23 protein-coding genes and 1 riboswitch are annotated in these 24,793 nt (G+C 66.6%); of the genes, 8 read left to right on the top strand and 15 right to left on the bottom strand.

From position 1 onward, the window contains the following. Window positions 1-50 precede the first annotated feature (50 nt). Window positions 51-638 (top strand): hypothetical protein, encoded by a 588-nt coding sequence (locus BM382_RS27920; protein WP_026020035.1) that lies wholly within the window; start codon window positions 51-53, stop codon window positions 636-638. Window positions 639-907: 269 nt separating this feature from the next. Here BM382_RS27920 and BM382_RS27915 read toward each other — a convergent pair whose 3' ends face one another. Then, window positions 908-1,294 carry a hypothetical protein gene (locus BM382_RS27915; protein ID WP_065363547.1) on the bottom strand — a complete coding sequence of 129 codons (387 nt, stop codon included), beginning with the start codon at window positions 1,292-1,294 and terminating at the stop codon, window positions 908-910. Between the two features lie 184 nt (window positions 1,295-1,478). On the opposite strand from BM382_RS27915, the gene BM382_RS27910 reads away from it, so the two are divergent. Then, entirely contained in the window at window positions 1,479-1,844 is a 366-nt protein-coding gene (locus tag BM382_RS27910; protein ID WP_072444700.1) for a hypothetical protein, read from the top strand. Window positions 1,845-1,856: 12 nt separating this feature from the next. Here the strand turns inward: BM382_RS27910 and BM382_RS27905 are convergent, their stop codons facing one another. The 3 genes from BM382_RS27905 to BM382_RS27895 form a co-directional block, all read right to left on the bottom strand. After that, window positions 1,857-3,278, bottom strand: coding sequence for an FAD-binding oxidoreductase (locus BM382_RS27905; RefSeq protein ID WP_072444698.1), 1,422 nt, complete (start codon window positions 3,276-3,278; stop codon window positions 1,857-1,859). 140 nt (window positions 3,279-3,418) lie between these two features. Beyond that, a complete protein-coding gene (locus BM382_RS27900; RefSeq protein ID WP_170866360.1) occupies window positions 3,419-4,813 on the bottom strand; it encodes a 2-oxoadipate dioxygenase/decarboxylase HglS in 1,395 nt (464 codons plus the stop codon). Window positions 4,814-4,948: 135 nt separating this feature from the next. Next, window positions 4,949-5,875, bottom strand: a complete 927-nt coding sequence (locus tag BM382_RS27895; protein WP_011060534.1) for an alpha/beta fold hydrolase — start codon at window positions 5,873-5,875, stop codon at window positions 4,949-4,951. 236 nt (window positions 5,876-6,111) lie between these two features. Between BM382_RS27895 and BM382_RS27890 the strand changes: the two genes are divergently transcribed. After that, on the top strand, window positions 6,112-7,194 hold the full coding sequence (locus BM382_RS27890; protein WP_050783808.1) for a diguanylate cyclase: 1,083 nt from the start codon (window positions 6,112-6,114) through the stop codon (window positions 7,192-7,194). Between the two features lie 97 nt (window positions 7,195-7,291). Here the strand turns inward: BM382_RS27890 and BM382_RS27885 are convergent, their stop codons facing one another. From BM382_RS27885 to BM382_RS27840, 10 genes are all read right to left on the bottom strand, one after another. Next, a complete protein-coding gene (locus BM382_RS27885) occupies window positions 7,292-8,209 on the bottom strand; it encodes an ABC transporter substrate-binding protein (protein ID WP_019093536.1) in 918 nt (305 codons plus the stop codon). Next, a complete protein-coding gene (locus BM382_RS27880) occupies window positions 8,202-8,954 on the bottom strand; it encodes a (2Fe-2S) ferredoxin domain-containing protein (RefSeq protein WP_011060537.1) in 753 nt (250 codons plus the stop codon). Before BM382_RS27880 ends, BM382_RS27885 begins: the two co-directional genes overlap by 8 nt. An 11-nt stretch (window positions 8,955-8,965) precedes the next feature. Next, window positions 8,966-10,891 carry a TonB-dependent receptor plug domain-containing protein gene (locus BM382_RS27875; RefSeq protein ID WP_072444694.1) on the bottom strand — a complete coding sequence of 642 codons (1,926 nt, stop codon included), beginning with the start codon at window positions 10,889-10,891 and terminating at the stop codon, window positions 8,966-8,968. A 151-nt stretch (window positions 10,892-11,042) separates the two neighbouring features. Beyond that, window positions 11,043-11,247: riboswitch (cobalamin riboswitch) on the bottom strand. A 216-nt stretch (window positions 11,248-11,463) separates the two neighbouring features. Beyond that, the gene (locus tag BM382_RS27870) at window positions 11,464-12,537 is read right to left on the bottom strand and encodes an arginine N-succinyltransferase (protein ID WP_011060539.1); all 1,074 of its coding nucleotides are present in this window, start codon (window positions 12,535-12,537) and stop codon (window positions 11,464-11,466) included. A gap of 49 nt (window positions 12,538-12,586) precedes the next feature. After that, entirely contained in the window at window positions 12,587-13,603 is a 1,017-nt protein-coding gene (locus BM382_RS27865) for an arginine N-succinyltransferase (RefSeq protein WP_011060540.1), read from the bottom strand. Window positions 13,604-13,775: 172 nt separating this feature from the next. After that, window positions 13,776-15,125 (bottom strand): APC family permease, encoded by a 1,350-nt coding sequence (locus BM382_RS27860; protein WP_011060541.1) that lies wholly within the window; start codon window positions 15,123-15,125, stop codon window positions 13,776-13,778. 215 nt (window positions 15,126-15,340) lie between these two features. After that, window positions 15,341-16,093 carry an N-formylglutamate amidohydrolase gene (locus BM382_RS27855; RefSeq protein WP_011060542.1) on the bottom strand — a complete coding sequence of 251 codons (753 nt, stop codon included), beginning with the start codon at window positions 16,091-16,093 and terminating at the stop codon, window positions 15,341-15,343. Continuing rightward, window positions 16,077-17,432 carry a type I glutamate--ammonia ligase gene (locus tag BM382_RS27850; RefSeq protein WP_015635040.1) on the bottom strand — a complete coding sequence of 452 codons (1,356 nt, stop codon included), beginning with the start codon at window positions 17,430-17,432 and terminating at the stop codon, window positions 16,077-16,079. Before BM382_RS27850 ends, BM382_RS27855 begins: the two co-directional genes overlap by 17 nt. Next, a complete protein-coding gene (locus BM382_RS27845) occupies window positions 17,429-18,073 on the bottom strand; it encodes a cysteine hydrolase family protein (RefSeq protein WP_011060544.1) in 645 nt (214 codons plus the stop codon). Before BM382_RS27845 ends, BM382_RS27850 begins: the two co-directional genes overlap by 4 nt. Window positions 18,074-18,075: 2 nt before the next feature. Further along, complete coding sequence (locus BM382_RS27840) at window positions 18,076-18,930, bottom strand: MurR/RpiR family transcriptional regulator (protein ID WP_011060545.1); 855 nt, start codon at window positions 18,928-18,930, stop codon at window positions 18,076-18,078. Window positions 18,931-19,284: 354 nt separating this feature from the next. Here BM382_RS27840 and BM382_RS27835 point away from each other — a divergent pair, with 354 nt between their 5' ends. Further along, complete coding sequence (locus tag BM382_RS27835; RefSeq protein WP_019093534.1) at window positions 19,285-19,860, top strand: histidine phosphatase family protein; 576 nt, start codon at window positions 19,285-19,287, stop codon at window positions 19,858-19,860. A gap of 192 nt (window positions 19,861-20,052) precedes the next feature. Further along, window positions 20,053-20,814: a precorrin-6A synthase (deacetylating) gene (cobF, locus tag BM382_RS27830; protein ID WP_072444692.1), complete on the top strand. Its 762-nt coding sequence runs from the start codon at window positions 20,053-20,055 to the stop codon at window positions 20,812-20,814. Window positions 20,815-20,948: 134 nt separating this feature from the next. On the opposite strand, the gene ftrA is transcribed toward cobF, so the two are convergent. After that, on the bottom strand, window positions 20,949-21,935 hold the full coding sequence (gene ftrA, locus BM382_RS27825) for a transcriptional regulator FtrA (RefSeq protein WP_019095782.1): 987 nt from the start codon (window positions 21,933-21,935) through the stop codon (window positions 20,949-20,951). A 103-nt stretch (window positions 21,936-22,038) separates the two neighbouring features. Between ftrA and BM382_RS27820 the strand changes: the two genes are divergently transcribed. From BM382_RS27820 to BM382_RS27810, 3 genes are all read left to right on the top strand, one after another. Beyond that, window positions 22,039-22,473, top strand: coding sequence for a rhodanese-like domain-containing protein (locus tag BM382_RS27820; protein ID WP_011060549.1), 435 nt, complete (start codon window positions 22,039-22,041; stop codon window positions 22,471-22,473). A gap of 275 nt (window positions 22,474-22,748) precedes the next feature. Further along, entirely contained in the window at window positions 22,749-23,528 is a 780-nt protein-coding gene (locus tag BM382_RS27815; protein WP_011060550.1) for an ABC transporter substrate-binding protein, read from the top strand. 103 nt (window positions 23,529-23,631) lie between these two features. Next, window positions 23,632-24,744: a succinylglutamate desuccinylase/aspartoacylase family protein gene (locus tag BM382_RS27810; protein WP_019093531.1), complete on the top strand. Its 1,113-nt coding sequence runs from the start codon at window positions 23,632-23,634 to the stop codon at window positions 24,742-24,744. The last annotated feature ends 49 nt before the right edge of the window (window positions 24,745-24,793 follow it).

Below are 24,793 nucleotides of genomic sequence, written 5' to 3'. Positions count from 1 at the left end.
AGGGCCTGACTGAAAGTCAGTGTGTTTCTCAACCACAAGGAATGTTCATGATGAAAACCCTCAATACCCTGGCCCGCGCCATCGCCCTGGCCACTGTGCTGGGCACCGCCAGCCTTGCCGCACACGCCGCCGATATCCCGCTGTCCGGGGCCATCGAGGCCGATCAGGTGGTGACCAAGGTCCTGTCGGTGGACGCCGCCAAGCACCAGGTGGTGCTCGAAGGCGCCGGGGGCAAGCCGGTGCATGTGCAATTGAGCGATCAGGCCAAGGACCTGGGCCACCTCAAGGTCGGCGATCAGGTCAAGGTCACGGTCACCCACTCGGTGGTGGCGGTGCTCGACACCGACGTTGAAAAGGGCAAGCCCGATTCCAGCGAAGCCAGCGGCGTGGTCCGCGCTACCGCAGACAACCCCAACCCCGGCGGCGCGGCCTATCGCCAGGTGCAGGTGCAGTTGAAGATCACCGCCATCGACTTGAAGAAAAACCAGCTGACCTTCGAAGGCCCGGCGGGCAACAAGAAAGTGGTGAGCGTGGAGAAACCCGAAGTCCAGCAGCGCCTCAAGGACCTCAAGGTGGGCCAGAGCGTGCTGGTGACCTACACCGACATCCTGCAGGTCAGCACTGCCCACGAAGGCTGAGGGAGCAGGACTGAGCGGGGGAGGCAATGGGCAATCGGGTTAACTGCACTGTGCAGTTTTATTCAGAATCTGCCCACGGACTTTCCCCGCCAGTTGCACTAGAATGCCAACCGTTCGCCCGGTGCAAGGGCTCTTTACCGGTGCAAGGATTGCCAAGGCCAGAGCACTGGGCGAACACCTTTCCCTGTCGCGTCCTGCGACTTTCCCGCTGTGCATCACCCTGAATCGACCCTGGCTGGATGCTCCGGCGCGAGCCTGCCGTGCTCCCTCTACAGCGCCACCGGACTCAAGCTGACCTGGCGTGCAAGCAGGCTGACGAAGCCGCCTGGCTGCGCGTGGCCACCCTGCAGCGACAGCAGGACGATGTTCGGACCTATGGCCAGCGCCGCGACAGCCTCGTCTTCCCGGGGCAGCAACTGCCCGGTGACCCGCAGCCCCGCCTGTTCCCGGCTGATGCGTGGCCTGTCCTGGGTCGCGGCCCACAGGTTGTGATCCCAGACAAAATCGTCCTCCAGGCTCAACTCCACCTCATGCACCTGGCCCATTTGTGGCGGCGTGCCCAGCCATTGGCCCCGGCCTTCGCCGAACGCACTGCTGAAATTGACCCACAGGCTATGGTCGGCTTCTACATGGAGGGTGTTGAGGGTGATACGCATGGCCAATCCTTTCCTTGGTACTGCGGGTTCAAGAGGCGTCCAGCCGGCTTTCCGGGGGCGCGGCCGGGCTGGATGGCAAGCGGCCACTGCGCTTGTTATTGCACACTGCGCGGGCCTTCAACAGAATGCGCGATTGCCCGACCGGGACAGGTCGAGGGCGGTGAATGATAGCGGAGATCCTGGATTGATCTGGTTAAAACGTTTGCTCATGTCGGTGGGCGTACTGGCGCTGGTATTGCTGGCGGCGGTCGTGTTCAAGAACGGCTTCTCCACGACGCCGGCCCATGTATTGGCCGAGCACCCTGATGCGCGGTGGCAGGGGGGCCCCGATGGTGGGCATTACATTGAAATCACCCGCTCCGAGCCGCCTTATTTCTTTGTGCAGGTGCGTCATGAAAGTGGCGACTTGTGGGATGAGGGCTGGCTCAAGTACGAGGACGGCGACGCCAGCGCCCTGACCACCGACAAGGTGCTGGCCTTCGACGGTGACGGAGTGATTTACCTGCAGCAACGCAAGGTATTGGCGCCACTGCGCTCCGCGGCCCATTGATGGCCCCCGGCCTTAAGGTTGGGCAGCCCCATCCCCTGTGGCCCCCAGCCCATAGGTATCCCACAACTTGTTGCGGAACTTGTTCCGCGGATCGACCCGGGCCTTCAGCGCCAGGAACTCCCCGGCCCGTGGATAGGCCGCGCGAAACTGCTGGGCCGTGGCGTGGATCTGGTACGGCAGGTAGTAGCTGCCGCCGCGCTCGATGGCGCTGTCCACCAGGGCGCGGGTCCATACGCCGACTTTTTCCCGTTCCTCTGGCGCGGTGCTCTGCTGGTAGTACAGCACCAGGGCGAAGACCTCGGTCTTGGCCCAGGCCAGCAGGGTGCCGGGGTCGGCCTTGGCGTGGCGGATCGACAGGTTGATCACGTTGACCTTGTGCGCCCGCAGGGTCGCGCCCATCTCCTGGACGAAGCTTTCCAGCTGGTCGGGGGGCACGAAGTATTCCTGCAGCACGTAGGTGCGCTTGGCCCGGGAGTCGGGTTCCAGTTCACGCACATCGAGGCTGGCTTCGTGGTTGCGCCAGGACACTTGCGGTTTTTTCAGCACCAGGGGGTCGATCACTTCCTGGCGCAGGGTCTTGCCGCCGGGCCACTGGCTCACCACTTTCAGGGCCTTCTGTTCTTTCCAGTAGTTCTGGTCCAGGGGCGTGAGGCGTTCCTTGACCGTGACCGGCAGGTCGGTCTGGCTGTAGGAAACCGCGCGCAGGGTCTGGTACTGGTCGGGGTAGAGCACGGCGTTGTGCAGGATGACCTTGGGGTTGTTCTGGATCCGGGCCTGGAAGTAGGGGCGGTAGTCCCCCAGGGGCATCTCGTCGACGCTGCGCAGCAGGCGCACGTTGTCGCTCAGTTGCAGGGTGGCTTGGACGATCACCCCCAGGCCGCCGTAGCCGCCGATGGCGCCGTAGAACAGGTCGCTGTTGTGCTGCGGGCTGGCGTCCACCACTTGGCCGTCGGCCAGCACCAGCTTGATGGATTTCACCGAGCTCACCAGCGGGCCGTAGCCGATGTAGCGGCCATGGGCGTTGACGCTCAGGGCGCCGCCGACGGTGAAGTTGGCGTAGCTCTGCATGATGCTCACGGACAGATCGTGGGGGTCGATGTAGTCCTGCACGGCGCGCCAGGTGATGCCCGGCTGCACGGTGATTTCCTTGCGTTCCTTGGAGAAGTCGAGCACCCGGTTGAAGCCGCGCATGTCGATCTGCAAGGCCTGTTCGGTGGCGGTCTGGCCGCCCATGCTGTAGCGCCCGCCGCCAATGGCGATAGGGCCGGGGTGCCCGGCCACCAGCTGGACGATCTGCTCCAGGCGGGTGGGGCGTACCACTTGGTCCACCACTATGGGGTTGAGCTGGGTGATGTCGTTGACGGTTTCTGCGGCGTGGGTGGTGAGTGCGCCGCCGAGTGCCGCACATAAAAACAGGCCGATCGCGAATCTCATTCGCCGTGTCCATCCCTGGTGGTGGCGCGCCGCTGATGGGGGCGCAAGTGGCGGCAGAATAACGCCGCGACGGGTCCATGACCATGGGGGCAGCGCACCGGCTGCAAGGCCGGCATCGGCCCGCGGGCCTGCCCTGCGCCTTAGAGCGCCGGCAGGCCCAGGGTGGCGGCGCAGTGCTCCAGGGAGCGCTGCTGGGTCTGGGCGTAGAGCTGCAGTTCGTCGAGGGTGGGGCGGCCCAGGGCGGCTTCGAACGCCTGGCGGTTGGATTGCCCGGCGTAGTGGCTCTGGCTGTCGTCCCCCAGGTTGGACTGGAAGATCCCGGCGGCGCTGACCGGCAGGAAATCTTCATACACCAGGGGTTCGGCGCTCAGGTGCCCGGCCGCCAGCAGCGCTGCCAGGCTGGTGGGCCGCTGGGGCTGGTTGCGCGCGGCCAGCCCGGTTTCGCTGACGAAGTAGCGAAAGTAGGCCAGGCCCTGTTCGCGCATGGCTGGGTGGCTGTCGGGAAATTCCCTGAAGTGCTCTTGCATCAGTTGGTTGTAGCGTTGGGCATTGGCTTCGTTGGGGAAGTCGCCCAGGGCGTCGCGGGCGGCGTTCAGCAGGCGGTCGTAGAGCTCGCGGCCCTTGGGGGTCAGCGCCGCGCCGCGCTGTTCGATCTCGCCGAAACGCGCGCTGTGGCTGCCCTGGCTCTGGGCCTGGTCGGTGAAGGCCACGGATTCCTCCAGGGCCTTGAAGCTGGTCTGGCGCAGCAGAATCGGGCATTCCCGGCGCGGCGGGCCTTCGATCACCGCCTTGGGGGTGATGCCGCGGGCAGGCATCAGCCGTTGCACTTCATCGATGTCCAGGGTGCGCGGGGTCAGGTGGTTGATGTGCGGGCCCTTGAAGGCCACCACGTCGGCGATCAGCCGGTGCTGGGCGCTGAGGCTGGCGTACTGGGCGGCGGTCACCGTGGCGTGGTGGTGCCAGCGGAAGGTTTCCAGGGCCTGGCGGATAAAGCGCTCGGCGTCTTCGGCGTCCAGGCCTCCGGCAGCCTCGGCCTGCTGGATCAGTTCCAGCACCTGGGGGGTGAAGATCTGGCGCCGGGCCAGGACCTGTTCGGCAAAGCTGCGCAGCTCCGGGTTGTCGATCAGCTCCAGGCGCAGCAGCGAGGTGAAGACCCGGAACGGGCTGACTTGCAGGGCCGCTTCGTGCACCGCGCGAAAGGCCGTGGAATGCACCGGCACCCCGGCGGGGGTCAGGTCGTAGTAGCCCACCGGCTGCATGCCCATTACCGCGAACAGCCGGGCCAGGGTCGCCAGCTCGGCGGCGCTGCCGACGCGGATCGCGCCGTGGCGCTCCAGGTCCAGGCGCTGCAGTTCACCGCTGCTCTGCAGGTGCCGGGCAAGCGCCGGCTGCCGCTCCAGGACCTGGGCGTTGACTTCGGCCACCAGCTCCATCAGGGCGCCGTAGAGCGGCACCTCCTCGCGGTACATGTCCGACATCGCCCGGGAAAATCCCTGGCGGATCAGGTCCGGGCTGACGAAGTGCTGGTTGCTCATGAACAGGCTTCCCGTGGCAGAGGGGCGAGGCGTGAAAGGGCGGGTCGGCCTCGATTCTGCTGGGCCTGCCCGAGGCTGACAAACGAAGTTTCCTCTGAACTTCATTCTGCAAATGAATGCATGAGCGGGCCGCTGTCAGTGCCGCTGGCGTTCCAGGAACTGCTGGTACAGTCGGGCACTGCGCACCGGGCGTTCGACCATGGGCATATGCCCGATGCCCTCCCAGAGTTGCACCTGGGCCTGGGGCAGGCCCTTGGCCCAGACCTGGGCGCTGCTGGGGTGCAGCAGGCGGTCCTCGCGGCCCCAGAGCAGCAGGGTCGGGGCCTGGATCTTCGCCAGCTCGGGCTCCATGGGCGGGCTGGCCTGGAGCTCGGCGAAGATCCGCGCCAGTTGCCCGCGGCGCGCCTGATAGCGTTCGGCGATGGCCGCCAGCACTGCTTCGGGCACCCAGGGCGGGGCGGCCATGGTCAGGCTGTAGAAGTGCTGGAAGTCGGCGCGGGAGCGGACCAGGAAGGGGTTCTTGCCCTGTTCCAGCAGGTGCTGCAGGTCGCTGGTCTCGGGGGCTTCGACGCCGGCCGGGTCGAACAGCGCCAGGCCGCTGATCCGTTGCGGGGCATGGGCGGCCAGCCAGGCGGCGATATAGCCGCCCATGGAGTTGCCGATCACCTGCACCCGCTGGATGCCGCAGGCGTCGAGCAAGCGCAAAAGGCGCTGGGCCTGGGCCGGAACACGGTAGTCCTGGTGGGCGGCATAGGCGGTTTCGCCATGGCCGCCCAGGTCCGGGATCAGCAACCGGTAGTCGCGGTTGAAGTGCCGGGCAAAACGCAGCCAGATGCTCTTGTCCGCGCTCAGGCCGTGCAGCAGCAGGATCACCGGCGCCTGGGCCGGGCCGCCCTGGTAGGTCATCAGGGTCTCTTCGCCGATCTGCACCGGGACTTTCTGCAGCCGGTACAGGCGTGCTTCCAGGGCCACGCTGGCGTCGTACAGCAGGTGGCCGATGCGCGGGTAGGTGCGGTAGCACCAGAGTGCGGCAAGGAGCAGCAGGACCAGGATCACCAGCATCGGCGGCCTCCAGGGGCAGGGTGGATCGGCTCAGGGGCGGCGCGCGTCGTGCTCGCCACTGCGAAGTCGGTTATCGGCCGCCCCTCAGTTATAGCCAAATATTCCCCACCTGCTGGCGCTGGCAGGCCGAAACTGGGCGTTGGCAGTGATGGCGCTTTGAAACGCGACTGATAGACTTTCACCGGTTGCTTGCCACCCGCTCGTTCCACCTTTACCCATTGCTGATCGGAGGCGACTTGCTCCCTGCGCAGGACACCAGAGGGAAGGGACTGTCATTGGCCAGGAGGCTTTATCGGTCACGGACCCTGGGCCTGGCCCTGGGGTTTTTCTGCGTGGCCGCGGGGATGGCGCCCCTGCAACCGGCGCCCTGGGTCTGGGGCTTCATGCTGTTCAATGCATTTGCCTGGCCGCACCTGGCCTACCAATGGGCGCGGCTGGCCCGGGTGCCGTTTCGTGCCGAGTACCGCAACCTGCTGGTGGATTCGCTGCTGGGGGGCTTCTGGGTCGGCGCCATGCACTTCAATCCGCTGCCGCTGGCCACCACCCTGGGGATGATGGCCATGAACAACATGGCCCTGGGCGGGTTACGTTTCTTCCTCGCCGGCAGTGCGGCCCAAGTGCTGGGCATGGGCGTTGCCCTGTGGCTGTTCGGGCCGGCGTTTGTCGCCCAGACCACCCCCGAGCAGGTGTATGCCTGCCTGCCGATGCTGACCCTGTACCCGCTGGCCCTGGGCTACATCTGCTATCAGCAGGCGGTGACCCTGGGCCGGCACAAGCGCGAGCTGCTGGCCCTGAGCCGCACCGACAGCCTGACCGGGCTGCTCAACCATGGCGCCTGGAAGGACCAGTTGGAGATCGAGTTCCAACGCTGCAAGCGCCAGGCCCATGGTGGCGCCATCGCCCTGATCGACATCGACCACTTCAAGGCCATCAATGACACCTACGGCCATGTGGCCGGGGATGTGGTGCTGCGCCAGTTGAGCAAGCTGCTGCGGCAGAACCTGCGGGTCAGCGACCAGGCCGGGCGTTATGGCGGCGACGAGTTCTGCGTGATCCTGCCGGACGTGCCCCTGGCTCATGCCGCCGAACTGATGGAGGCCCTGCGCGGTCGTTTTGGGGCCCTGGGCTATGAACAGAGCCCGGCGCTGCAGGTCAGCCTGAGCATCGGCCTGGCGGCCTTCAACCCCCTGCACGACGACGCCATGGGCTGGCTCAACGATGCCGACCAGGCCCTGTATGCGGCCAAGACCTGCGGCCGCAACAACGTCACCTGCCACCCGCCGGAGCAGCCGTCCAGGCGTTTGCTCAACTCCCTGTAGCCGCTGTTCCTTGTGTCCCGCGAAGGCGTCTGTGGGTACGCCGAGGGATCGGGGGTGTTCCCTTCGCCGGCAAGCCGGCTCCTGCGGGGTGTGGGGGTCAGTCGTGGGTGGGGTGCAGGCGCCGGGCCAGTTCCAGGGCGGTGCGGCCACTGGCGATGCCCGGCACCAGTCGGGCGAAGGGGATGTCGATCAGCCGGTCTTCGCGCACCGCGCGCAATCGCGACAGCACAGGGTCGCTGTGCAGCAGCTGGCGTTTGCGCCGGGCGGGCGACCACAGGGCGTCGGCCAGGAGCATGGCGTCGGGGTCGTTGGCCAGCAGGGTCTCGCTGTCCACGGTCAGGCGCGGGCGGTCGATGGCGGCAAAGCTGTTGCGCGCACCGGCCGCTTGCAGCAGCACGCCGACAAACCCGCGCTGGCCCTGGCTGGCCAGGCCGTTGACTTCGCTGTCCAGGTAGAACACCGAAGGCGTCGGGCGCCCGTGGTACAGGGCCGCGGCGGCCTCCAGGTCGGCATCCATCTGGCCCACCAGTTGCTGCGCGCGGGCCTCCTGGCGCAGCAGCCGGCCCAGGGTCAGCAGGTCGCGGCGGATATGCCCGAAGTAGTCCTGGTCATGCCCGGCGCAGGCCGATTCCAGCAGGTAGCTGCCCACGCCTATGGCCCCCAGGCGTTGCCGGGAGCTGAAGTTTTCCGGGAAGGCCGAGGCGAAGCCGCCCACCACCAGGTCGGGTTTCAGGCTGTAGAGCACTTCTGCCGACGGGTACTGGCGAGCGATGACCGGCACGCCGTGGTAAAGCCCTTCGGCCTGGGCCTGGCCATCGTCGTCCAGATAGGCGACGCCGATCATCGACGGCCCGGCACCCAGGGCCAGCAGCAGGTCGGCGCTGTGCTGGTTGAGGGCGACGATGCGCTGGGGCGGGCCATCCACCGTCCAGGTCCGGCCACAGTTCTGGTAGCTGTGTGCCAGGGCTGGCAGGGCCGCCAGCCACAGCAGCAGGCCGAGCAGTCTGCTAGGCATCCGCCGTTCCTCCGTAGGGCGCGGGAATCCGTAGATCCGCCACCGGTTCGCCCTGGACCAGGTGCTGCTGCACCAGGCGCAGCACCTCGCCGTCATCGCGCACCCGGTACCAGCAGCCGTCCGGGTGCACGGTGAGTACCGGCCCCAGGTTGCACGGGAACTGGCAGGCGGTGCGGGTCAGCAGCACGCCACCGGGCGTCTCCATGTGCTCCAGGCGCAGCAGTTCGCGGCGCAGGGTCTTCCACAGCGCCAGGGCGCCGCGCCGCACGCAGCGCGGGCCGGTGCACAGGAACACCTGGCGGGCATGGGGCGGCACCCGCGACCAGTCCGGGTCGCTCTGCACCGCGTTGACGTTGTCGCAGGCCAGGTGGCGCTCGCGCTGGCCGATGCTGGCGCAGGCCAGGGCCGCGTCCAGCCCGCGCCGGCCCAGGGCCTGGGCGGTGATCCACAGCCGCGGTGCCTGGGGGTGGGCTTGGGCCAGGCGCCCCAGCTCATCGCGCAGCCAGTCCAGGTAGGCACTGTCGGAGCTGGGTTCCAGGTCCACCACCAGCAGCTTCGCGCCGTCCTCGGGCAGGGCTTCGCCCAGCGCCGCCCAGAGGCTGTCGAAGCCGTCCAGGGTGTCGATCACCCGGGTGTCGGCGCCGTCGCCGCGCAGGGCCTGGAGCTCCTTGCGAAAGGCTTCGCCGAGGGCGCCGCCGTGCAGGCCAGGGCCGACGAACAGCACCCGTTGATAGTTCTCATGCATGTCGGTCGGCCTCAGAAGCGGTAGGTGTAGCGCACTTCGGTGGTGAAGGGTCGCCCCAGGTTGTCCACCGAGGGCGAGGTGCTGGTCATGCTGGTGCTGTAGTCGCGGTCGAACAGGTTCTCCACCAGCAGGCTCAGGCGGTGCTGCTGGGCCGTATCCAGGTAGCGATAGGCATCGGCGTCGACCACCGAATAGTGGCCGTAGTCGACGTTCTTCGGGCTGTCGATCTGGCCGATGTAGCGGACCGCACCACCCACGCCCCACATCCGGTCCGGGGCTTCGAAGCCCAGCCGCGAACGGGCGAAGAAACCGGGGATGTTGCTCAGGGTCACGCCGTTGCGCGACTCCAACAGGTTGCGGGTCATGTCCGCCTGCAGGGTCCATTGCGGGCTGAACTGCCAGCGCCCGTCGAGTTCGATGCCGCGCACCTTGATCCGGCCCTGGCCGTTGCTCCAGACATCGTTGGCGTTGAGGGTGATCAGGTCGTCGATCTTGCGGTGGAAGGCGCTGACGCTGGCGTTGAATTCGCCGGCCAGCAGGCTGCCCTTGTAGTCCAGGCCGAGCTCGGCATTGAGGCTCTTTTCCGGCTTGAGGTCGGGGTTGCCTTTTTCGTAGTCCTCGTTGGCGTACAGCTGCTCGGCGTTGGGCAGCTTGAAGGCGCTGCCGTACTGGCCGCGCAGTTGCCAGTGGGGCGTCAGGTCGTAGAGCGAGGTGAGCATGCCCACGGTGGCGCTCTCGCCGCCGCTGATTTTCTCGTGGCGCACGCCCAGGCTCGGGTGCCAGTCGGGCAGGGCGTCGAACACCGGGCGCAGTTGGGTGTACAGGGCATTGGCCTGGGCCTGCTTGTTATCGATCTTGAGCACGTCGTCCTGGCCCTTGAACCACTGGTTGTCGGTGCCCAATACCAGCACGTGGCCGCCGTCCAGCTCGGCCTTGCCCTCGGCCTGCAGGCCCCAGTCGGTGAAGCCCCAGTAGTCGTTGTGGTTGCGCACCTTGAGGCTGGCGTCGTCGAGGCTGTCGATCCTGGTGTAGCGGGTGTCCCAGTCGTTGACATGGCCCTTGACGAAGTAGCTGAAGCCTTCGTCCAGGCGCTGCTCGAAGGTCGCGGTGGCGATCTGCTGGATGCGGTCGTTGGTGGTTTTCCGGTTGTTCACCGGGCGGGCGAAATCCAGGTTGGCGTCGCTGTACTGGTAGAACAGTTCCAGCCGCGAAGCGTCGCCAAGGCCCTGGATCGCCTTGGCGCCGAAGGTGGTCACTTCATAGCTGCGTTTCTTGTCCCGGGTGTTGGCGTTGTAGGCGCTGTTGCGAAATGGCTGGTAGCCATCGGAGACGTTGTGGCTGACATAGGCCAACAGCCCCAGCTCGCCCAGGCCGTTGCTGAGGATCTGCTCGGCGCGGGCATCGCCGCTCGTGCCCATGAAACTGTCCAGGCCCAGGTTGACCTCGCCGGAGACGTCGCGGGTCTGCGGGCTGCGGGTGACGATGTTGATCACCCCGGACACCGCCTGTGTACCGAACAGCAGGCTCTGGCCACCCTTGAGCACCTCGATGCGCTCGATGGCGTTGGCCGGCAGGGTATCCAGGTACAGGCCGCCGTACAGGCGGTTGTTCAGGCGCACGCCGTCCAGCAGGATCAGGGTGTCGTCGTTGCGCCCGCCCAGCAGGGAGTAGGTGCCGTAGTCGAAGGGGCCATTCTTGGGCGCCACATACAGCCCCGGCACGTACATCTGCAGGACCCGGGTGATGTCGCTGCTGGGGCCGGCGCGTTCGATCTGCTGGCGGTCGATGATCTCCACCTTGCTGCCGTACCGGGCCATTTCGGCCACCGTGGTGGACTCCACCGAGGGGGCGGAAACAAATTGCCGGTCCAGCGTCAGGGGACTGTCGTCCGCCAGCAGCAGGGGGCTGAACAGGCAGCCGAGCAGGGCGCCGCTCATGATGCGGCCAGGTGCACGCCAGTCGCGTGCAAGGAAAGTGTCAGGTGTTGTCATTGTTGGTCTTCTCGAAAGTGTCTTCGGGAAGCACGCAGGAGAGGGTATCGGCCACGGGCACGCGACCATACCGGCCCATGCCCGCCCACCGCAGGATTGCCAAACAGACGTCACAGGCCGGTCTCCGGGCTTGCGAGTCTGGCGGCATTCGCCTTCCCATACCTTGGGTACAGTGGCCTGTTGAATGCAGCACTCGCTTACCGTTGCGGGGGCAGCACCGGACTTGCCCGAAAAGGGGCGCACCGGTTTCCCGTTTCACCTCCTGCACGGCGGCAGGAGGCACCTGAAACTGGGCGGCATATGAACATCCGCCCCGGCGTTCGTCAACGTTGCGCCTGCCGCCAGGTGTTACCGGATTCATCGCCCTGACGCCTCTGTAGCCGCTGCCGAGCCCGCGAGGCTGCACAAAGGCCCGCAGGGCCTTGCTTGGCAGTCTCATGTCGAGCACCTCAGCGGTCTTGAGATTTCGCGCCCCTGCGGGCCGTGCTTCCGAGCGCGGCCCGAGCCTGCGGCAGCGGCTACAGGAGCAGGGCGCTTTGCGGGGCCAGGTGCCGCTGTGCGTGCAGGGCCGTGCGTGACTCGCAGGCCAGCAGCGGCACCGCCCGTACCGAGTCGCCCGGCTGCAGTTGCAGGCGCTTGGCGGTCAGCCGGTCCACCAGCAGGCAACCCGAAACCAGGCGCCCGGGGGCGGCGGTGATGCGGCAGCTTTCCAGGCGCCGGTTGTGGATCAGCCACACTGGCGCCTGTGCGTCCGGAGTGCCCACCAGCAGGGGCAGGGTCTGGCTTTCGCGCACGCTGCGGATCTTCGCCACCTCGGCCTCGATCAGCGGCCCGCCATCGAAGATGTCGATGCAGCCCTGATGGCTGAAGCCTTCGTCGCGCAGGATGCTCACCGCCTGTTCGGTGCTGGCGTGGGCCTGGCCGATGGCGGCCTGCGCCTGGGGGCTGAGCAGGCAGGTGTACAGCGGCTGGCGCGGCATCAGTTCGGCGATGAAGGATTTGCTGCCGTGGCTGGACAGGCGATTGGCCTGCTGGAAACCCATCTTGAAGAAGTGCCGCCCCAGGCTGTCCCAGAACGGCGAGCGGCCCTGGCTGTCGAGCTGGCCGCGCAGTTCGGCCACCAGCTTGTCGCCGAACAGCCGGGGGAATTCGGCGACAAACAGCAGGCGCGCGGTGGACAGCAGGCGGCCGGTGTAGCCCTGGCGGTGATCGCGGCGCAGGAACAGCGAGCACAGCAGCGACTGCCCGGTCATCTCGTTGCACAGGAACAGGGTCGGGATGTGCTTTTCGATGCCCAGCACCGGGGCGCTGCCGTGGGTGGTGCCGACCCGGTAGTTGTAGCAGGGCTCGCGCAGGCCGATGGCGCCGCTCAGGCCGCAGACCCCGATCACCTGCTGCTCGTCATCCTCCATGACGAACAGGTAGTCGGCATCGGCCCGCTCCACCTGGTTGGCGAAGGCTCGCTGCGCCCAGCGCACCCGATGGGCCAGGCGCTCGGGGTCGGTGGACAGGTTGTTCAGTTCGCGACAGCTGCCTTCGAGCAGGCTCAAGACCGCCGGCAGATCGGTGACGCGGATCGGACGGACGATCATTGGCGGGCTCCTGGCAATGACGCCGGGCAGGGGGGCAACAGGGGCCGGTTCATAAGGCAACGCTCCGTACCGGCTCGCCCGGCGCCAGTTGCAGGGCCTGGAACATGGCCGGGTCGAGGCCGATTTCAGCGCCCGGGGCGGTGTCCAGCGCCGCGACTATGGCGCGAAAGCCCTGCAGCCGCTCGTTGCTCAGCAACCACTGCTGGCCCTGGCCGCTCTGGGGGCTGGGGTAACTGGTGGCAACCCGGCTCTGGGCGATCGAGCGCAGTTGGTGGCTGCGCCCCTGAAGGGTCGGCCCGGCATCGAACAGGTCGACGTACTGGGTCGGCGCGAAGCCTTCGTCGATCAGGATCTGGCAGGCCTCCCGGGCATCCGGGTGAACCTGGCCGATGCAGTCCTGGGCCGCCTGCGCCAGCATCGGGATGTACAGCGGGTACTGGGGCATCAGTTCGGCGAGAAAGCCGCGGCCCTGCAGGGCGCACAGGCGCTCGGCCTCGACATAGGGCAGGTCGAAGAAGTGCTGGCCCACGGCTTGCCAGAACGGCGACTCGCCGTTGGCGTCGCTGTAGCCGACGATCTCGCTGATGCAGCTGTCGGCGAAGCGCTGGGGGTGGGCGGCGATGAACAGCAACCGCCCGCGGGAGGTGAGCTGGGCCAGTGGCGTGCCGCCCAGCGGCGGGTCGACATGGAAGCTGCGCAGCAGGGTCTGTTCGCTGAGGTCGTGGCACAGCGACAGGGTGGGCACCCCGTGCTGGATGTTCAGCTCCCGGGAACTGCTGATGAACGGGCGGTTGCGCAGGCTGTAGAACGGGCTGGCAAAACCGGCAGTGGCGAGGATGTCCGAGCAGCCGCGCAACTGGCCGCTGTCGAGGTCCTCGAGCACCAGGAAATAGTTCTCCGGGCCCTGGCTGGCCTCGCTCTTGGCGAAGGAGGCCTGGGAATCGAGGATCTTGTCCCGCAGGCAGGTTTCGTCATCCACCAGGGAGGTGACGCCCAGCAGGCGTTCGCGGGCCAGGCGCCGCAGTTGGGGCAGATCGGATAACGCCACCGGACGCAAGGCCAGCATGGGTGTACTCCTGTATCAAGGGCCGCTTGCCCCGGGGGGCAGGCACTGGCCAGACATCACTGTCGGTTACCACGCAGTTCCATGGCCGCGGCATCCGGCGGCCAGTCCCCGGGCCGCTCTTGCTGGCAGCGCCGGGGTTGGCGCGACGCCCTGGGGCGCCGCGCGGGTGCAACTAGTGCTTGAGCGGGTCGGGCAGGGCGGCACCGCTGCCCAGCTTGTTCAGCAGGAACAGGTAGACCAGCCCGGCAAGGATCCAGATGGCGCCGAGTTTCTGCGCATCCACGCCCATGTTGTACATGATGGCGCTGACGATCACGAAGCCGATCACCGGGCAGATCAGGTGGCGCACCACCTGGCCGGACTTCTGCCGGCGCCAGTAGAAATTGATCACGGTGATGTGCAGCAGCATGAAGCCGCTCAGGGCGCCGAAGTTGACCAGGGAGGTCAGGGTGTCCACCGAGTTGATGAACAGGTAGCAGATCAGCAGCGACAGCACCGCCACCAGGTAGATGCTGATGTGCGGGGTGTTGTGCTTGGGGTGGACCTTGGCCAGCACCTTGGGCAGCTTGCCATCGCGGGCCATGCCGAACAGCAGGCGCGATACCGCGGCCTGCGAGGTGATGGCCACCGCCACGCCCCAGGCCAGCGCCGTGGCCACTCCGGTGAGGGTCGCCAGCCAGCTGCCGGCGGCCAGTTCGGCGATTTCATAGAAGGCGGTGTCGGCGGACTTGAAGCCCATGCCGGCGGCCAGGTCGGTGGCGATCCAGGTCTGTACCACGAAGATCGCGCCCATCACCACCAGGGTGATCAGCGCGGCGCGGCCGACGCTGCGGCCCGGGTCGCCCTTGACCTCTTCGGCGAGCGTGGAGATGGCATCGAAGCCGAGGAACGACAGCACCGCAATCGAGACGCCCTGCATCAGCATGCCGAAGTGGAAGTTCTCCGGGTTGTACAGCGGCGCCAGGGTCAGTTGGCCGTTGCCGGCGCCACCGTGCAGGGCATTCCAGGCGTAGAACAGGAAGATCCCCAGGACCGCCAGTTGCGCCAGCAGGAACAGGATGTTCATCCGCGCGGTGAAGGTGATGCCGCGCAGGTTGACGAAGGTGGCGCTGACCAGGAACGCCAGGATGAAGCCGACCTTGGGCACTTCCGGGTACAGGTGGTTGAGCGCCATGGCCGCGTAGACGTAGAGCAGCGGCGGGATCAGCAGGTAGTCCAGGAGCATCAGCCAGCCGGCAAGAAAGCCCACATGGGGGTTGAGGCCGCGCTGGGCGTAGGAATACACCGAACCGGCGATGGGAAAGGCGCGGGCCATGGCGCCGTAGCTCAGGGCGGTGAAGACCATCGCCACCATGCCGATGATGTAGGCCAGGGGCACCATGCCCGGGGCTTCCTGGTTGACGTAGCCGTAGACCCCGAACGGGGCGATGGGAATCATGAAAATCATCCCGTAGACCACCAGGTCACGCAGGCTCAGCCCGCGCTTGAGTTCCTGTTTGTAGCCGAATTCTTCAATCTCCATGAAGCCGTTCTCCTTGAGCCTGTGTAAGTGGGTAAAGGCGGGGCCCTGCGGGTCGTCATTGACACCTCGGGCCGCGCTTTCGTGTTTGAACCTGGCAGGGTTTAAAGACACACCACAGCGGTTTTTCTAGTTGTTGTACCGGTCCTGCAAACAGCGTTTTGGCGCGCCGGGTGAGTCCTTCGGGGCGCGCCGGTGAAACCTTCCTCTCGCCGCGGCTACAGCAGCGGCGCCAGTGTATCGCTCCAGTGCTGCACCGCTTCAGGGGTACGCAGCAGATCGTTGCGCACCTCGATCAATACCGACGCAAGGCCACGGGCGTCGCCGTGCACCGGCACGGTCATGTCGCTCAACGGATCGATCTCGTAGGGCTGGTTGCCCGCCACCTTGATCGGCAGCCTCCACAGCCCTTCGAGGATCCGCGCCGCGTAGTCGGTGGCGCTGCCATACAGCACGCCGATTTCCAGCGCGCGCGGCTGCCCGTAGTAGACCGGGGTGAAGCTGTGGATCCCCACCACCCGCACTTCACGGCCCTGGGCCAGGCGCCGGTCGATGATCCTTTGCAGGCGCTGGTGAAACGGCGTGAACAGCTGCTGGCGGCGGTACTCGCGAGTGGCCTCGTCCAGCTGCTGGTTGCCCGGCACCTGATAGATCTCGCTTTGCAGCGGGATGCTGTCGGGGGCGTGGCGCGGTCGGTTGAGGTCGATCAGCAGGCGCGAGTAATTGGCCGCGATCAGGGTCGCGCCCAGGGCCTGGGACAGGCTTTGGGCCAGTTCCAGGGCGCCCGGGTCCCAGGCGATGTGTTCGCGGGCCGCCAGCGGGTCCAGGCCCAGGTCGTGCAGGGCCGGTGGAATGTAGTGGCTGGCGTGTTCGCACACCAGAATCAGCGGGTGCTCGGAGTCTTCACGGATCAGGCGGTAGGCCGGCTCGGTGTAGAACCCCAGCTCGGCGGATTTAGTACAGGTGTCCATAGTGCTCACAGAGTTGGGCAGCGGTCAGGTGCTCGGTCAGGGACACTTCCTTTTGTTTGACGGCGAAGTAGGTGGCCAGCAGGTCCTGGGGCAGGAACTGCAGCAGTTCAGTGTTGCCGCGCAGGCATTCCAGGGCCTGGGGCAGGGAGCCCGGCAGCGGCACGATGCCACTGGCCAGGCGTTGCTCGGCGCTCAGGTCCGAGGGGGCCTTGTCGGTCACCGCATTGAGCACCCGTTGCTGTTCGAGGCCCAGGCGCCCGGCCATCAGGATGACCGCCATGGCCAGGTGCGGCGAGGCGGTGGCATCCAGGGCGCGGAATTCCAGGTTGTACTGCGGCGCCACCGGCTTGCCGCCCAGGCTCAGGGTCGGGCAGATACGCAGCGAGGCTTCGCGGTTGCGCAGGCCCAGGCAGGCGTAGGAGGCGCTCCAGTGATGGGGCTGCAGGCGCTGGTAGGAAATCGGCGTCGGCGCGGTGAAGGCGCACAGCGCCGGCAGGTGCCTGAGCACCCCGGCGGCCCAGTGCTGGCCCAGGCTCGACAGGTCGTCGCCACTCACCGCGTGGGGGTCGTAGAGCAGTGGCTCGCCGTCCAGGTTTTGCAGGCTCAGGTGCAGGTGCACCCCGTTGCACACCGCGTCGTCGGCAGTCTTGGGCGCGAAGCTGACTCGGTGCCCCAGTTGCCGGGCGATTTCCCGGGTGATCTCGCGCACGTTCACCGCCCGGTCGGCAGCGGCCAGGCCCTGGGTCGGCCGGCAGGTGATCTCGTACTGCTGCTTGCCGTATTCGGGGAGGAACATTTCCGGTTCGGCGCCGGCGGCTCGCAACGCCGCCAGCAGCCAGCCACCGAAGGCCGCGCCCTGGCGCTGGGCTTCCAGGGAGAAGGCCAGGTGCTCGCGCTGGCCGGTGCCGGTGTCGAGGTTGAATTCATGCTCGAAGGCCGCGGTGATCTGGATGCCCAGCTCGCGGTAGCGCTCGATTTCCTTGCGCAGCAGGGTGCGCGGGCAGGCCGCCCAGGGCGTGCCGTCGGTCTCGCAGATGTCGGCGTGGATGAAATCCAGCGGCGCCGCGCTGGCATCCGGCCCGGCGCCGACACTGACCCGGCTGTCCAGGTCGGGGATCAGTCGCAGGTCGCCATAGGCGCCCCAGGGGTTGTCCTCGGCGATCAGGTCCTGGGGCGTCAGCGCGCTGTTGGCCGGCACCCAGCCGCAGCCGCCGACCTTGTAGCGCTCCAGTTCGTCGCTGGGAAAGGAGCGGCCACGGGTGACGCCGATCAGGTCGGTGGTGACGATGCTGGTCATGGCCACCGGGGTCAGGGCCTCGATGCCCTGGCCGCGGCTCATCCGCGGATCTCCCGCAGGCGGCCGAGCACGGTGTCGGTGTCGGTGATCCAGCAGTAGCCCTTGATTGCGTTGAGGCAGGCCTGGTGCCGGGTATCGCCGTAGGTGGCGCAGGCATCTTCCACCAGGGTCACCAGGTAGCCGCGGTCGGCGGCGTCGCGCACGGCCATGTCCACGCACTGGTCGGTGACGATCCCGGCGATGATCAGGTGGCGGGTTTCCAGGTTGCGCAGCACGTAGTCGATGTTGGTGGAGTTGAACACCCCGGAGGAGGTCTTGGGCAGCACGATCTCGTTTTCCACCGGCTCGAGCTCGGCAATGATCGCCGCCTGGGGGCTGCCCTTGGGCAGGTGCATGTCCGACAGCTTGTGGTCCAGGGAGCGGTCACGGCCATCGGCGGTCAGGCTTTCGATAATGGTGTGCAGCACGTTCTGCCGCGCCTCGCGCACCGCCGCCAGCAGCCGTTGCTGGTTGGGGATCACCCGCTCTCGTGCGCGCTTGAGAAAGGCCTCGCCCTCGGGCCCTTGCAGGTGCGGATCGAACTGCGGTTCAAGCCACGCCCGCTGCATGTCCACCAGCAGCAGGGCGGTGTGGTCGACGACGAAGGGCAGGTCCCGGGGCGAACGGTGGGGCAGGCTGAACATCCTTATTTTTCCTCCAGCACATGGGTAGCAAATTCCGCCCGCAGGGCATCGATGCCCTCCAGGCGTTGATCAAGATGAGGGCTGCGCGGGGTCAGGCAGGCGACCAGCGCCTCGACCTGGGCCAGCGCCGGCACCAGGGTGTCGAATGGCGACAAGGATTCCACCGGTGCACTGATGACCAGGTCCGCCAGCTCCCGCAGCGGCGAGGCATAGATATCGGTGAACAGCACCACCCGGGCGTTGCGTGCCTTGACCGCACTGGCCACGCGCATGGCCTGGGACTGGTAGCGGCGGTAGTCGAACAGCAGCACCAGGTCCTGGCGCTGGACATCGAACAGGCGGTCCGGCAGTTGGGCGTTGTCGTCAAGGAAGAAACAGCCCGGGCGCATCAGCCGCAGGTGGTTGAACAGGTAGAGGGCGAGGAAGCTGCTGAAGCGGCCGCCGAAGCAGTACACCGAATGCCGGCTGTCCAGCAGCCAGTCCATGAGCACGCGGATGTCTTCGGGCTGGGTCAGGGCCTGGGTGTCCTGCAGTACGCGCTGGCTGTCGGCCAGGTAGCGGCCCCAGGTATCGCCCTGGGCCACTTGCGAACGCGGGCGCAGCAGGGTGCTGGGGGAGCGCAGGCGGTCATCCATGTCACTGAGCAGGGCTTCCTGGAATTCGCCGTAGCCGCTGAAACCGAGCTTCTTCACCAGGCGCACGATGGTCGGATCGCTGACCCCGGCGTGTTCCGCCAGGCGTGACATCGGCCCCAGCCCGTTGCGCGGGTAGTGATCGAGCAGGGCCCGCACGACCTTGCGCTCGGAGGGCGTGAGGTCGAGGGCGGGGTCGGTGATCAGGTCTCTGAGAGAGGGCATCGGGGTGCCTTGGAAAGTGATGTCGTTTTTATTTCATAAAATGGCGAAATGGATATTTATGTAATAGACGCTACATGTCTAGTGAATTTTCCTCTGATATCAAATTGCCCTGAAATGGGGCGGTTTCAGGTGGGAATCTGTTGTTGGCGGGGCGGGAAGCCACGGTGCGGGACGTAGGGGAGCGATCGCAACAGGGTCTGGCTTACGCCGAGCAGGCCGAATACAGTGGCGCGACCGCACCGGACAGGCACCTGCGTGCTGTTTTGCAATGAACCTTGGAGGCGGTTGCAGCAAAGATGTTGCATCTGCCCGGCCCGTGTAGGTTTGCCAATCGATAACGCCAGAGTAAACACCGTGCAGGCCACCCGTCTGACCCTGATCTGCCATGCCCGCACCGCCGCCCAGAAGCTGGCGCGTTTTCCCCGGGACGAACCCCTGGAGCTGGACTGGCAAGCCCAGGCCCTGAGCCGCGCCGCTGATTTCAAGCGCGGCATCCGGGTGCTGTGCGGGCCCGAGCTGCGTACCCGCCAGAGCGCCCAGCTGTTCAGCGCCGAGCATGAGGTGCAGGACGCCTTGCGCGACTGTGATTTCGGCGCCTGGCAGGGGCTGCGCATCGATGAACTGCAAGAGCGTGAACCCGAGGCGCTGCAGGCCTGGCTCAAGGACCCGCAGCTGGCGCCACCGGGAGGCGAATCCCTGGCCCAGTTGTGCCAGCGCGTGGCGCAATGGCTGGAGGTCATGGCGCAGCGCCCGGGCCACTGGCTGGCGGTGACCCATCCGTTCGTCATCCGCGCCGTGCTGGTGCAGGTGCTGCAGGCGCCGCTGGCCAGCTTCAACCAGATCGACATCGAGCCCCTGTCCCGGCTCGACCTGAGCCACGCCGGCCGCTGGCGCCTGCGCCTGCCCGGCCCCCCGACGCCATCCCGGTAGCCGCTGCCGAGCCCGCGAGGCTGCGCAAAGGCCCCGGGGGGGCTTGCCTGGCCATCTCCCGCCGGACATGCAACGGCCCCAGACCACCTTTCGCCGCTCCGATGCCCGCCGCCCCAGGGGGCTACAGAAGCATTTCTCATCAGGCCAAAGCGCCGCATACTGGCCCGCTGGCAAAACAGCGAGAGCAAGCCCATGAAAACCCTCCTGGTGATCGGCATCGGCGCCGGCAACCCCGACTACATCACGATCCAGGCGATCAAGGCGCTGAACCGCAGCGACGTGGTGTTCCTCATGGACAAGGGGCCGAGCAAGGATTCCCTGATCGACCTGCGGCGCGAGCTGTGCGAGCGCTACCTCACCGAGCGGCCCTTTCGTTACGTCGAGGCGCAGAACCCCGAGCGCGAGCGCGGCGACGTGGACTACCAGGCCAGTGTGCAGATCCTGAACCGCGACAAGCAGCAGGTCTTCGAGCGGCTGATCAACCAGGAACTGGCGGACGGTGAAACCGGCGCTTTTCTGGCCTGGGGCGATCCGGCGCTGTACGACAGCACCCTGCGCATCCTGCAGCAGATCCTGGCCAGCGGCGCGGCGTCGTTCGAGTACGAAGTGATCCCCGGCGTCACCAGTGTCCAGGCCCTGACGGCCCGGCACAAAGTGCCGCTGAACCGCATTGGCCGCTCCGTGGAAATCACCACCGGACGCCGCCTGGCAGCGGGGCAGGCCGGTTCCGCCGACAGCCTGGTGGTGATGCTCGACGCCGAGGACTCCTACCGCCACCTGCGCAACCAGGGCCTGGACATCTACTGGGGGGCCTACCTGGGCACCGCGGATGAAATCCTCATCAGCGGCCCCTTGGACCAGGTGGCCGACGAAATCCGCCGTGTGCGCCTGCAGGCCCGCCAGACCCATGGCTGGATCATGGACACCTACCTGCTGCGCAAACCCCAGGACTGACGCCCCGCCGGACCCGCGTCGACCGATTGCATCCCGCTCCTGCACGTCTCTTCTGCAGGAGCGGGCTTGCCCGCGAAAGCGCCGGAATGGACGCCGCCTTACCAGCGTCGCCCCCTTCGCCGGCAAGCCGGCTCCTACGGGCGCGGTGGTGTGGTGCTTTCCAGGCCGCGGCCGAAGCGTTCGCGGTACACCGACGGCGGTACGCCCACCAGGCCGCGAAAGGCCACGCGAAAGCTCTCCACCGAGCGATAACCGCAGCGCAGGGCAATGCTTTCGGTACTCTCGCTGCCGCTTTCCAGCAGTTCCCTGGCCCGGGCCAGCCGTTCATGCTGCAGCCAGGCCTTGGGCGAGGCGCCAGTGGCGTCGTGGAAACGCCGCAGGAAGGTGCGTTCGCTCATCAGCGCCCGGGCCGCCAGTTCGCTCACGCTCAGCGGTTGATGCAGGCGCTCCCGGGCCCATTGCATGACTCGCGAAAGGTCGCTGCGCGGGGTACGGCTGACCGGTGCGGGAATGAACTGCGCCTGGCCGCCGGTGCGTTGCGGCGACATCACCAGGCGCCGGGCCACGCTGTTGGCCACCTGGGTGCCGAAATCCCGGGCCACCAGGTGCAGGCAGGCATCGATACCGGCGGCGCTGCCAGCGGAAGTGATCAGTTGCCCGGCATCGACATAAAGCACATCCGGGTCCACCCGGATATTCGGGAAACCCTCTGCCAGCTCGCGGGCGTAGCGCCAGTGAGTGGTGGCGCTACAACCATCCAGCAGCCCGGTCGCCGCCAGAACGAACACCCCGGAGCAGATCGACAGCAGCCGCGCACCGCGTTGGTGGGCCTGGCGCAGCGCTTCCAGCAACTTCGGCGGCGGCGCCTGCTCGCGGCTGCGCCAGCCGGGAATGATGATGGTCCGCGCCTGCTCCAGCAGCTCCAGGCCCCCGTCGGCCAGCACCTGGATCCCGCCCAGGGCACGCATCGGGCCGGGGTCCACGGCGGCGATGGTTTGCCGGTACCAGGGGAAATCGAACTCCGGCCGGGCCAGGCCGAAAATCTCCACGGCAATGCCGAACTCGAAGGTGCAAAGGCCGTCGTAGGCGAGAATCGCCACCAGTCCGGGGTGATTGTGCATTTGGCGGAAAGTTACCAGTCAGTGTCCGGGGCGCCACTTTAGCGTGGTGGGGCAGGGCCTATAAAGTCCTTCCCACCTTAATCGCAAGTTTCTGGAGACGCCCATGACCAGCCTGGTCCGCAGCACTGCCGCCGCCCCTTCGGCCATTGCCCTGATGCATTTTTGCAACCGCCTGACCTTTGAAACCGACTGTTCCGACGTCCACAGCAGCCAGGAGGCCGGTGAAGTGGATTTTGTCCTGGTGGATGTGCGTGGCCCCGAAGCCTTTGCCCGTGGCCATGTCCCCGGGGCGATCAATCTGCCCGGGCGCTTGCTCACCGCCGAACACCTGGCCGGTTATCCTCGCGACACCCTGTTCGTGGTGTATTGCGCCGGCCCTCACTGCAATGGCGCGAACAAGGCGGCGGTCAAGCTGGCGGCCCTGGAATACTCGGTCAAGGAGATGATCGGCGGTGTCACCGGCTGGCTCGATGAGGGCTTCCAGCTCAGCACCGGGCAACCGCGCCGCGAGGGAGCGGATCTGTCCTGCGCCTGCTGAAGGGCTGACTCCGCTAGTAGCGGCCTTGGGCTGCGCCTAGCGGGGATGTGTCGGTAAAAATGGCCCGTTCTGAGGCGAACGTCGGTATTTTCAGGGGCAAACGCATCATGCCGGGGCGAGGGAGAAGGCAGAGGATCGCGGGCGCATATTTTTTATAAGTATTTGTCGCATAAACACAATTTGCATCCCGGGAGCCGCTCTAGACTGCTGGCCACTTCGATTTGCCCCCCCAATCGAAACCAGCCAATAAAAGCCTCCGTCTCCTGGAGTTATAAATGAACAAGTTTGCGCTGTTCGGTGCCCTGGCACTGTCGCTGTTTTCCTTTACCGCTTCGGCCGACGAGGCCAAGCCGATCCGTATCGGTATCGAAGCCGGCTACCCGCCGTTCTCGATGAAGACCCCCGACGGCAAGCTCACCGGTTTCGATGTCGACCTGGGCAACGCCCTGTGCGAGCAGATGCAGGCCAAGTGCACCTGGGTCGAGCAGGAGTTCGACGGCCTGATCCCGGCGCTGAAGGTGAAGAAGATCGACGCCATCCTGTCGTCCATGACCATCACCGACGACCGCAAGAAGAACGTCGATTTCACCATCAAGTACTACCACACCCCGGCGCGCTTCGTGATGAAGGCCGGCACCAGCATCAAGGACCCGCTGACCGAGCTCAAGGGCAAGAAAGTCGGTGTGCTGCGGGCCAGTACCCATGACCGCTTCGCCACCGAAGTGCTGGTGCCGGCGGGCATCGACCTGGTGCGCTACGGCTCCCAGCAGGAAGCCAACCTGGACATGGTCTCCGGCCGCGTCGACGCGCTGCTGGCGGATTCGGTGAACCTCGACGATGGCTTCCTGAAAACCGACGCCGGCAAGGGCTTCGCCTTCGTGGGCCCTGAGTACAACGATCCGAAATACTTCGGCGGCGGTGCCGGCATTGCCGTGCGCAAGGGGGATCAGGAACTGGCCGGGAAATTCAACAAGGCCATCACCGAGATCCGTGCCAACGGCAAGTACAAGCAAGTGCAGGACAAGTACTTCGATTTCGACGTCTACGGCGAGTAAGCCCGGGCGTTGAAAAAGGTGGTTGCCGGGGGCCGGCAGCCACCTTTTTTGTGCGCCACTGTTTTATTCTGCGCCACGCCTTTTTCTGATCTCCGGAGTTGCCATGCAACGCATCGACCATTCCTTGCCCTGGGGCCACCTGGGCACCCAGCGCCAGCTCAGTGTGTTCCGCTTTGGCAGCGGCCCGCGCAAGGTGTACATCCAGGCCAGCCTGCACGCCGACGAACTGCCCGGCATGCGCACTGCCTGGGAGCTCAAGCAGCGCCTGGCGCAGCTGGAGAGCCAGGGGCGCCTGCAGGCTGTGGTCGAGCTGGTGCCGGTGGCCAATCCCATCGGCCTCGACCAGCAGGTGCAGGGCAGCCATCTGGGGCGTTTCGAGCTGGGCAGCGGCAAGAATTTCAATCGCGCCTTCGTCGAGCTCAGCGGCCCGGTGGGCGACTTGATCGGCAAGCAACTGGGGGACGACGCCACGGCCAATATCGCCCTGATCCGCCGGGCCATGGTCCAGGTGCTGGATGAGCTGCCAGCGGCTGATTCGCAGCTGCAAGCCCTGCATCGCTTGCTGTTGCGCCATGCCTGCGACGCCGACATCACCCTCGACCTGCATTGCGATTTCGAAGCGGCGATCCACCTCTATGCCTTGCCCCAGCACTGGCCTCGCTGGCAGTCCCTGGCGGCGCGGCTCAAGGCCGGGGTGGCGCTGTTGTGCGAAGACTCCGGCGGCAGCTCTTTCGATGAATCCTGTTCCGCGCCCTGGCTGCGCCTGGCCCGGGACTTTCCGCGGGCGGCGATTCCCCCGGCAAACCTGGCCGCCACCCTGGAGCTGGGCAGCATGGGCGACACCCGGGTGCAGCAGGCCCGGGCCAACTGCGAAGCCATCCTGGGGTTTCTCGCCGAACAGGGGCTGATCAGCGGCGAGTGGCCGGCCGCTGCGCAGCAGTGCTGTGAAGGCATGCCCTTCGAAGGCACCCAGTACCTGTTCGCCCCCCACCATGGCGTGGTCAGTTTCCTGCGCGATGCCGGAGAGTGGGTGGAGCGTGGCGATGCGTTGTTCGAAGTGGTGGACCCCTTGAGCGATCGCGTCAGCACCGTGTGTGCCGGCACCAGCGGCGTGCTCTTTGCCCTGGACCGTGGGCGCTACACCCAGCCGGGCATCTGGCTGGCCAAGGTGGCCGGCCGCGAGGCGATTCGTGAAGGCAAGCTGATCAACGACTGAACCGCCACCGCAGGGGTCGATCGGGCGTTGGCTGGCCAGCGCAAGCTGC

It is taken from the genome of Pseudomonas sp. NFPP25, assembly GCF_900116505.1.
GTDB classification, from domain to species: Bacteria; Pseudomonadota; Gammaproteobacteria; order Pseudomonadales; family Pseudomonadaceae; genus Aquipseudomonas; species Aquipseudomonas protegens.
Note: the sequence above shows the minus strand (reverse complement) of the source record. Positions and strands in the feature narration are given on the sequence as shown.

What these genes read in the sequence shown, in the direction of transcription:
- BM382_RS27920 (WP_026020035.1), top strand. Translation starts at nt 51, where the DNA reads ATGAAAACCCTCAATACCCTGGCCCGCGCCATCGCCCTGGCCACTGTG.
- BM382_RS27915 (WP_065363547.1), bottom strand. Translation starts at nt 1,294, where the DNA reads ATGCGTATCACCCTCAACACCCTCCATGTAGAAGCCGACCATAGCCTG.
- BM382_RS27905 (WP_072444698.1), bottom strand. Translation starts at nt 3,278, where the DNA reads ATGAGATTCGCGATCGGCCTGTTTTTATGTGCGGCACTCGGCGGCGCA.
- BM382_RS27900 (WP_170866360.1), bottom strand. Translation starts at nt 4,813, where the DNA reads ATGAGCAACCAGCACTTCGTCAGCCCGGACCTGATCCGCCAGGGATTT.
- BM382_RS27895 (WP_011060534.1), bottom strand. Translation starts at nt 5,875, where the DNA reads ATGCTGGTGATCCTGGTCCTGCTGCTCCTTGCCGCACTCTGGTGCTAC.
- BM382_RS27885 (WP_019093536.1), bottom strand. Translation starts at nt 8,209, where the DNA reads ATGCCTAGCAGACTGCTCGGCCTGCTGCTGTGGCTGGCGGCCCTGCCA.
- BM382_RS27880 (WP_011060537.1), bottom strand. Translation starts at nt 8,954, where the DNA reads ATGCATGAGAACTATCAACGGGTGCTGTTCGTCGGCCCTGGCCTGCAC.
- BM382_RS27875 (WP_072444694.1), bottom strand. Translation starts at nt 10,891, where the DNA reads ATGAGCGGCGCCCTGCTCGGCTGCCTGTTCAGCCCCCTGCTGCTGGCG.
- BM382_RS27870 (WP_011060539.1), bottom strand. Translation starts at nt 12,537, where the DNA reads ATGATCGTCCGTCCGATCCGCGTCACCGATCTGCCGGCGGTCTTGAGC.
- BM382_RS27865 (WP_011060540.1), bottom strand. Translation starts at nt 13,603, where the DNA reads ATGCTGGCCTTGCGTCCGGTGGCGTTATCCGATCTGCCCCAACTGCGG.
- BM382_RS27860 (WP_011060541.1), bottom strand. Translation starts at nt 15,125, where the DNA reads ATGGAGATTGAAGAATTCGGCTACAAACAGGAACTCAAGCGCGGGCTG.
- BM382_RS27855 (WP_011060542.1), bottom strand. Translation starts at nt 16,093, where the DNA reads ATGGACACCTGTACTAAATCCGCCGAGCTGGGGTTCTACACCGAGCCG.
- BM382_RS27850 (WP_015635040.1), bottom strand. Translation starts at nt 17,432, where the DNA reads ATGAGCCGCGGCCAGGGCATCGAGGCCCTGACCCCGGTGGCCATGACC.
- BM382_RS27845 (WP_011060544.1), bottom strand. Translation starts at nt 18,073, where the DNA reads ATGTTCAGCCTGCCCCACCGTTCGCCCCGGGACCTGCCCTTCGTCGTC.
- BM382_RS27840 (WP_011060545.1), bottom strand. Translation starts at nt 18,930, where the DNA reads ATGCCCTCTCTCAGAGACCTGATCACCGACCCCGCCCTCGACCTCACG.
- cobF (WP_072444692.1), top strand. Translation starts at nt 20,053, where the DNA reads ATGAAAACCCTCCTGGTGATCGGCATCGGCGCCGGCAACCCCGACTAC.
- ftrA (WP_019095782.1), bottom strand. Translation starts at nt 21,935, where the DNA reads ATGCACAATCACCCCGGACTGGTGGCGATTCTCGCCTACGACGGCCTT.
- BM382_RS27820 (WP_011060549.1), top strand. Translation starts at nt 22,039, where the DNA reads ATGACCAGCCTGGTCCGCAGCACTGCCGCCGCCCCTTCGGCCATTGCC.
- BM382_RS27815 (WP_011060550.1), top strand. Translation starts at nt 22,749, where the DNA reads ATGAACAAGTTTGCGCTGTTCGGTGCCCTGGCACTGTCGCTGTTTTCC.
- BM382_RS27810 (WP_019093531.1), top strand. Translation starts at nt 23,632, where the DNA reads ATGCAACGCATCGACCATTCCTTGCCCTGGGGCCACCTGGGCACCCAG.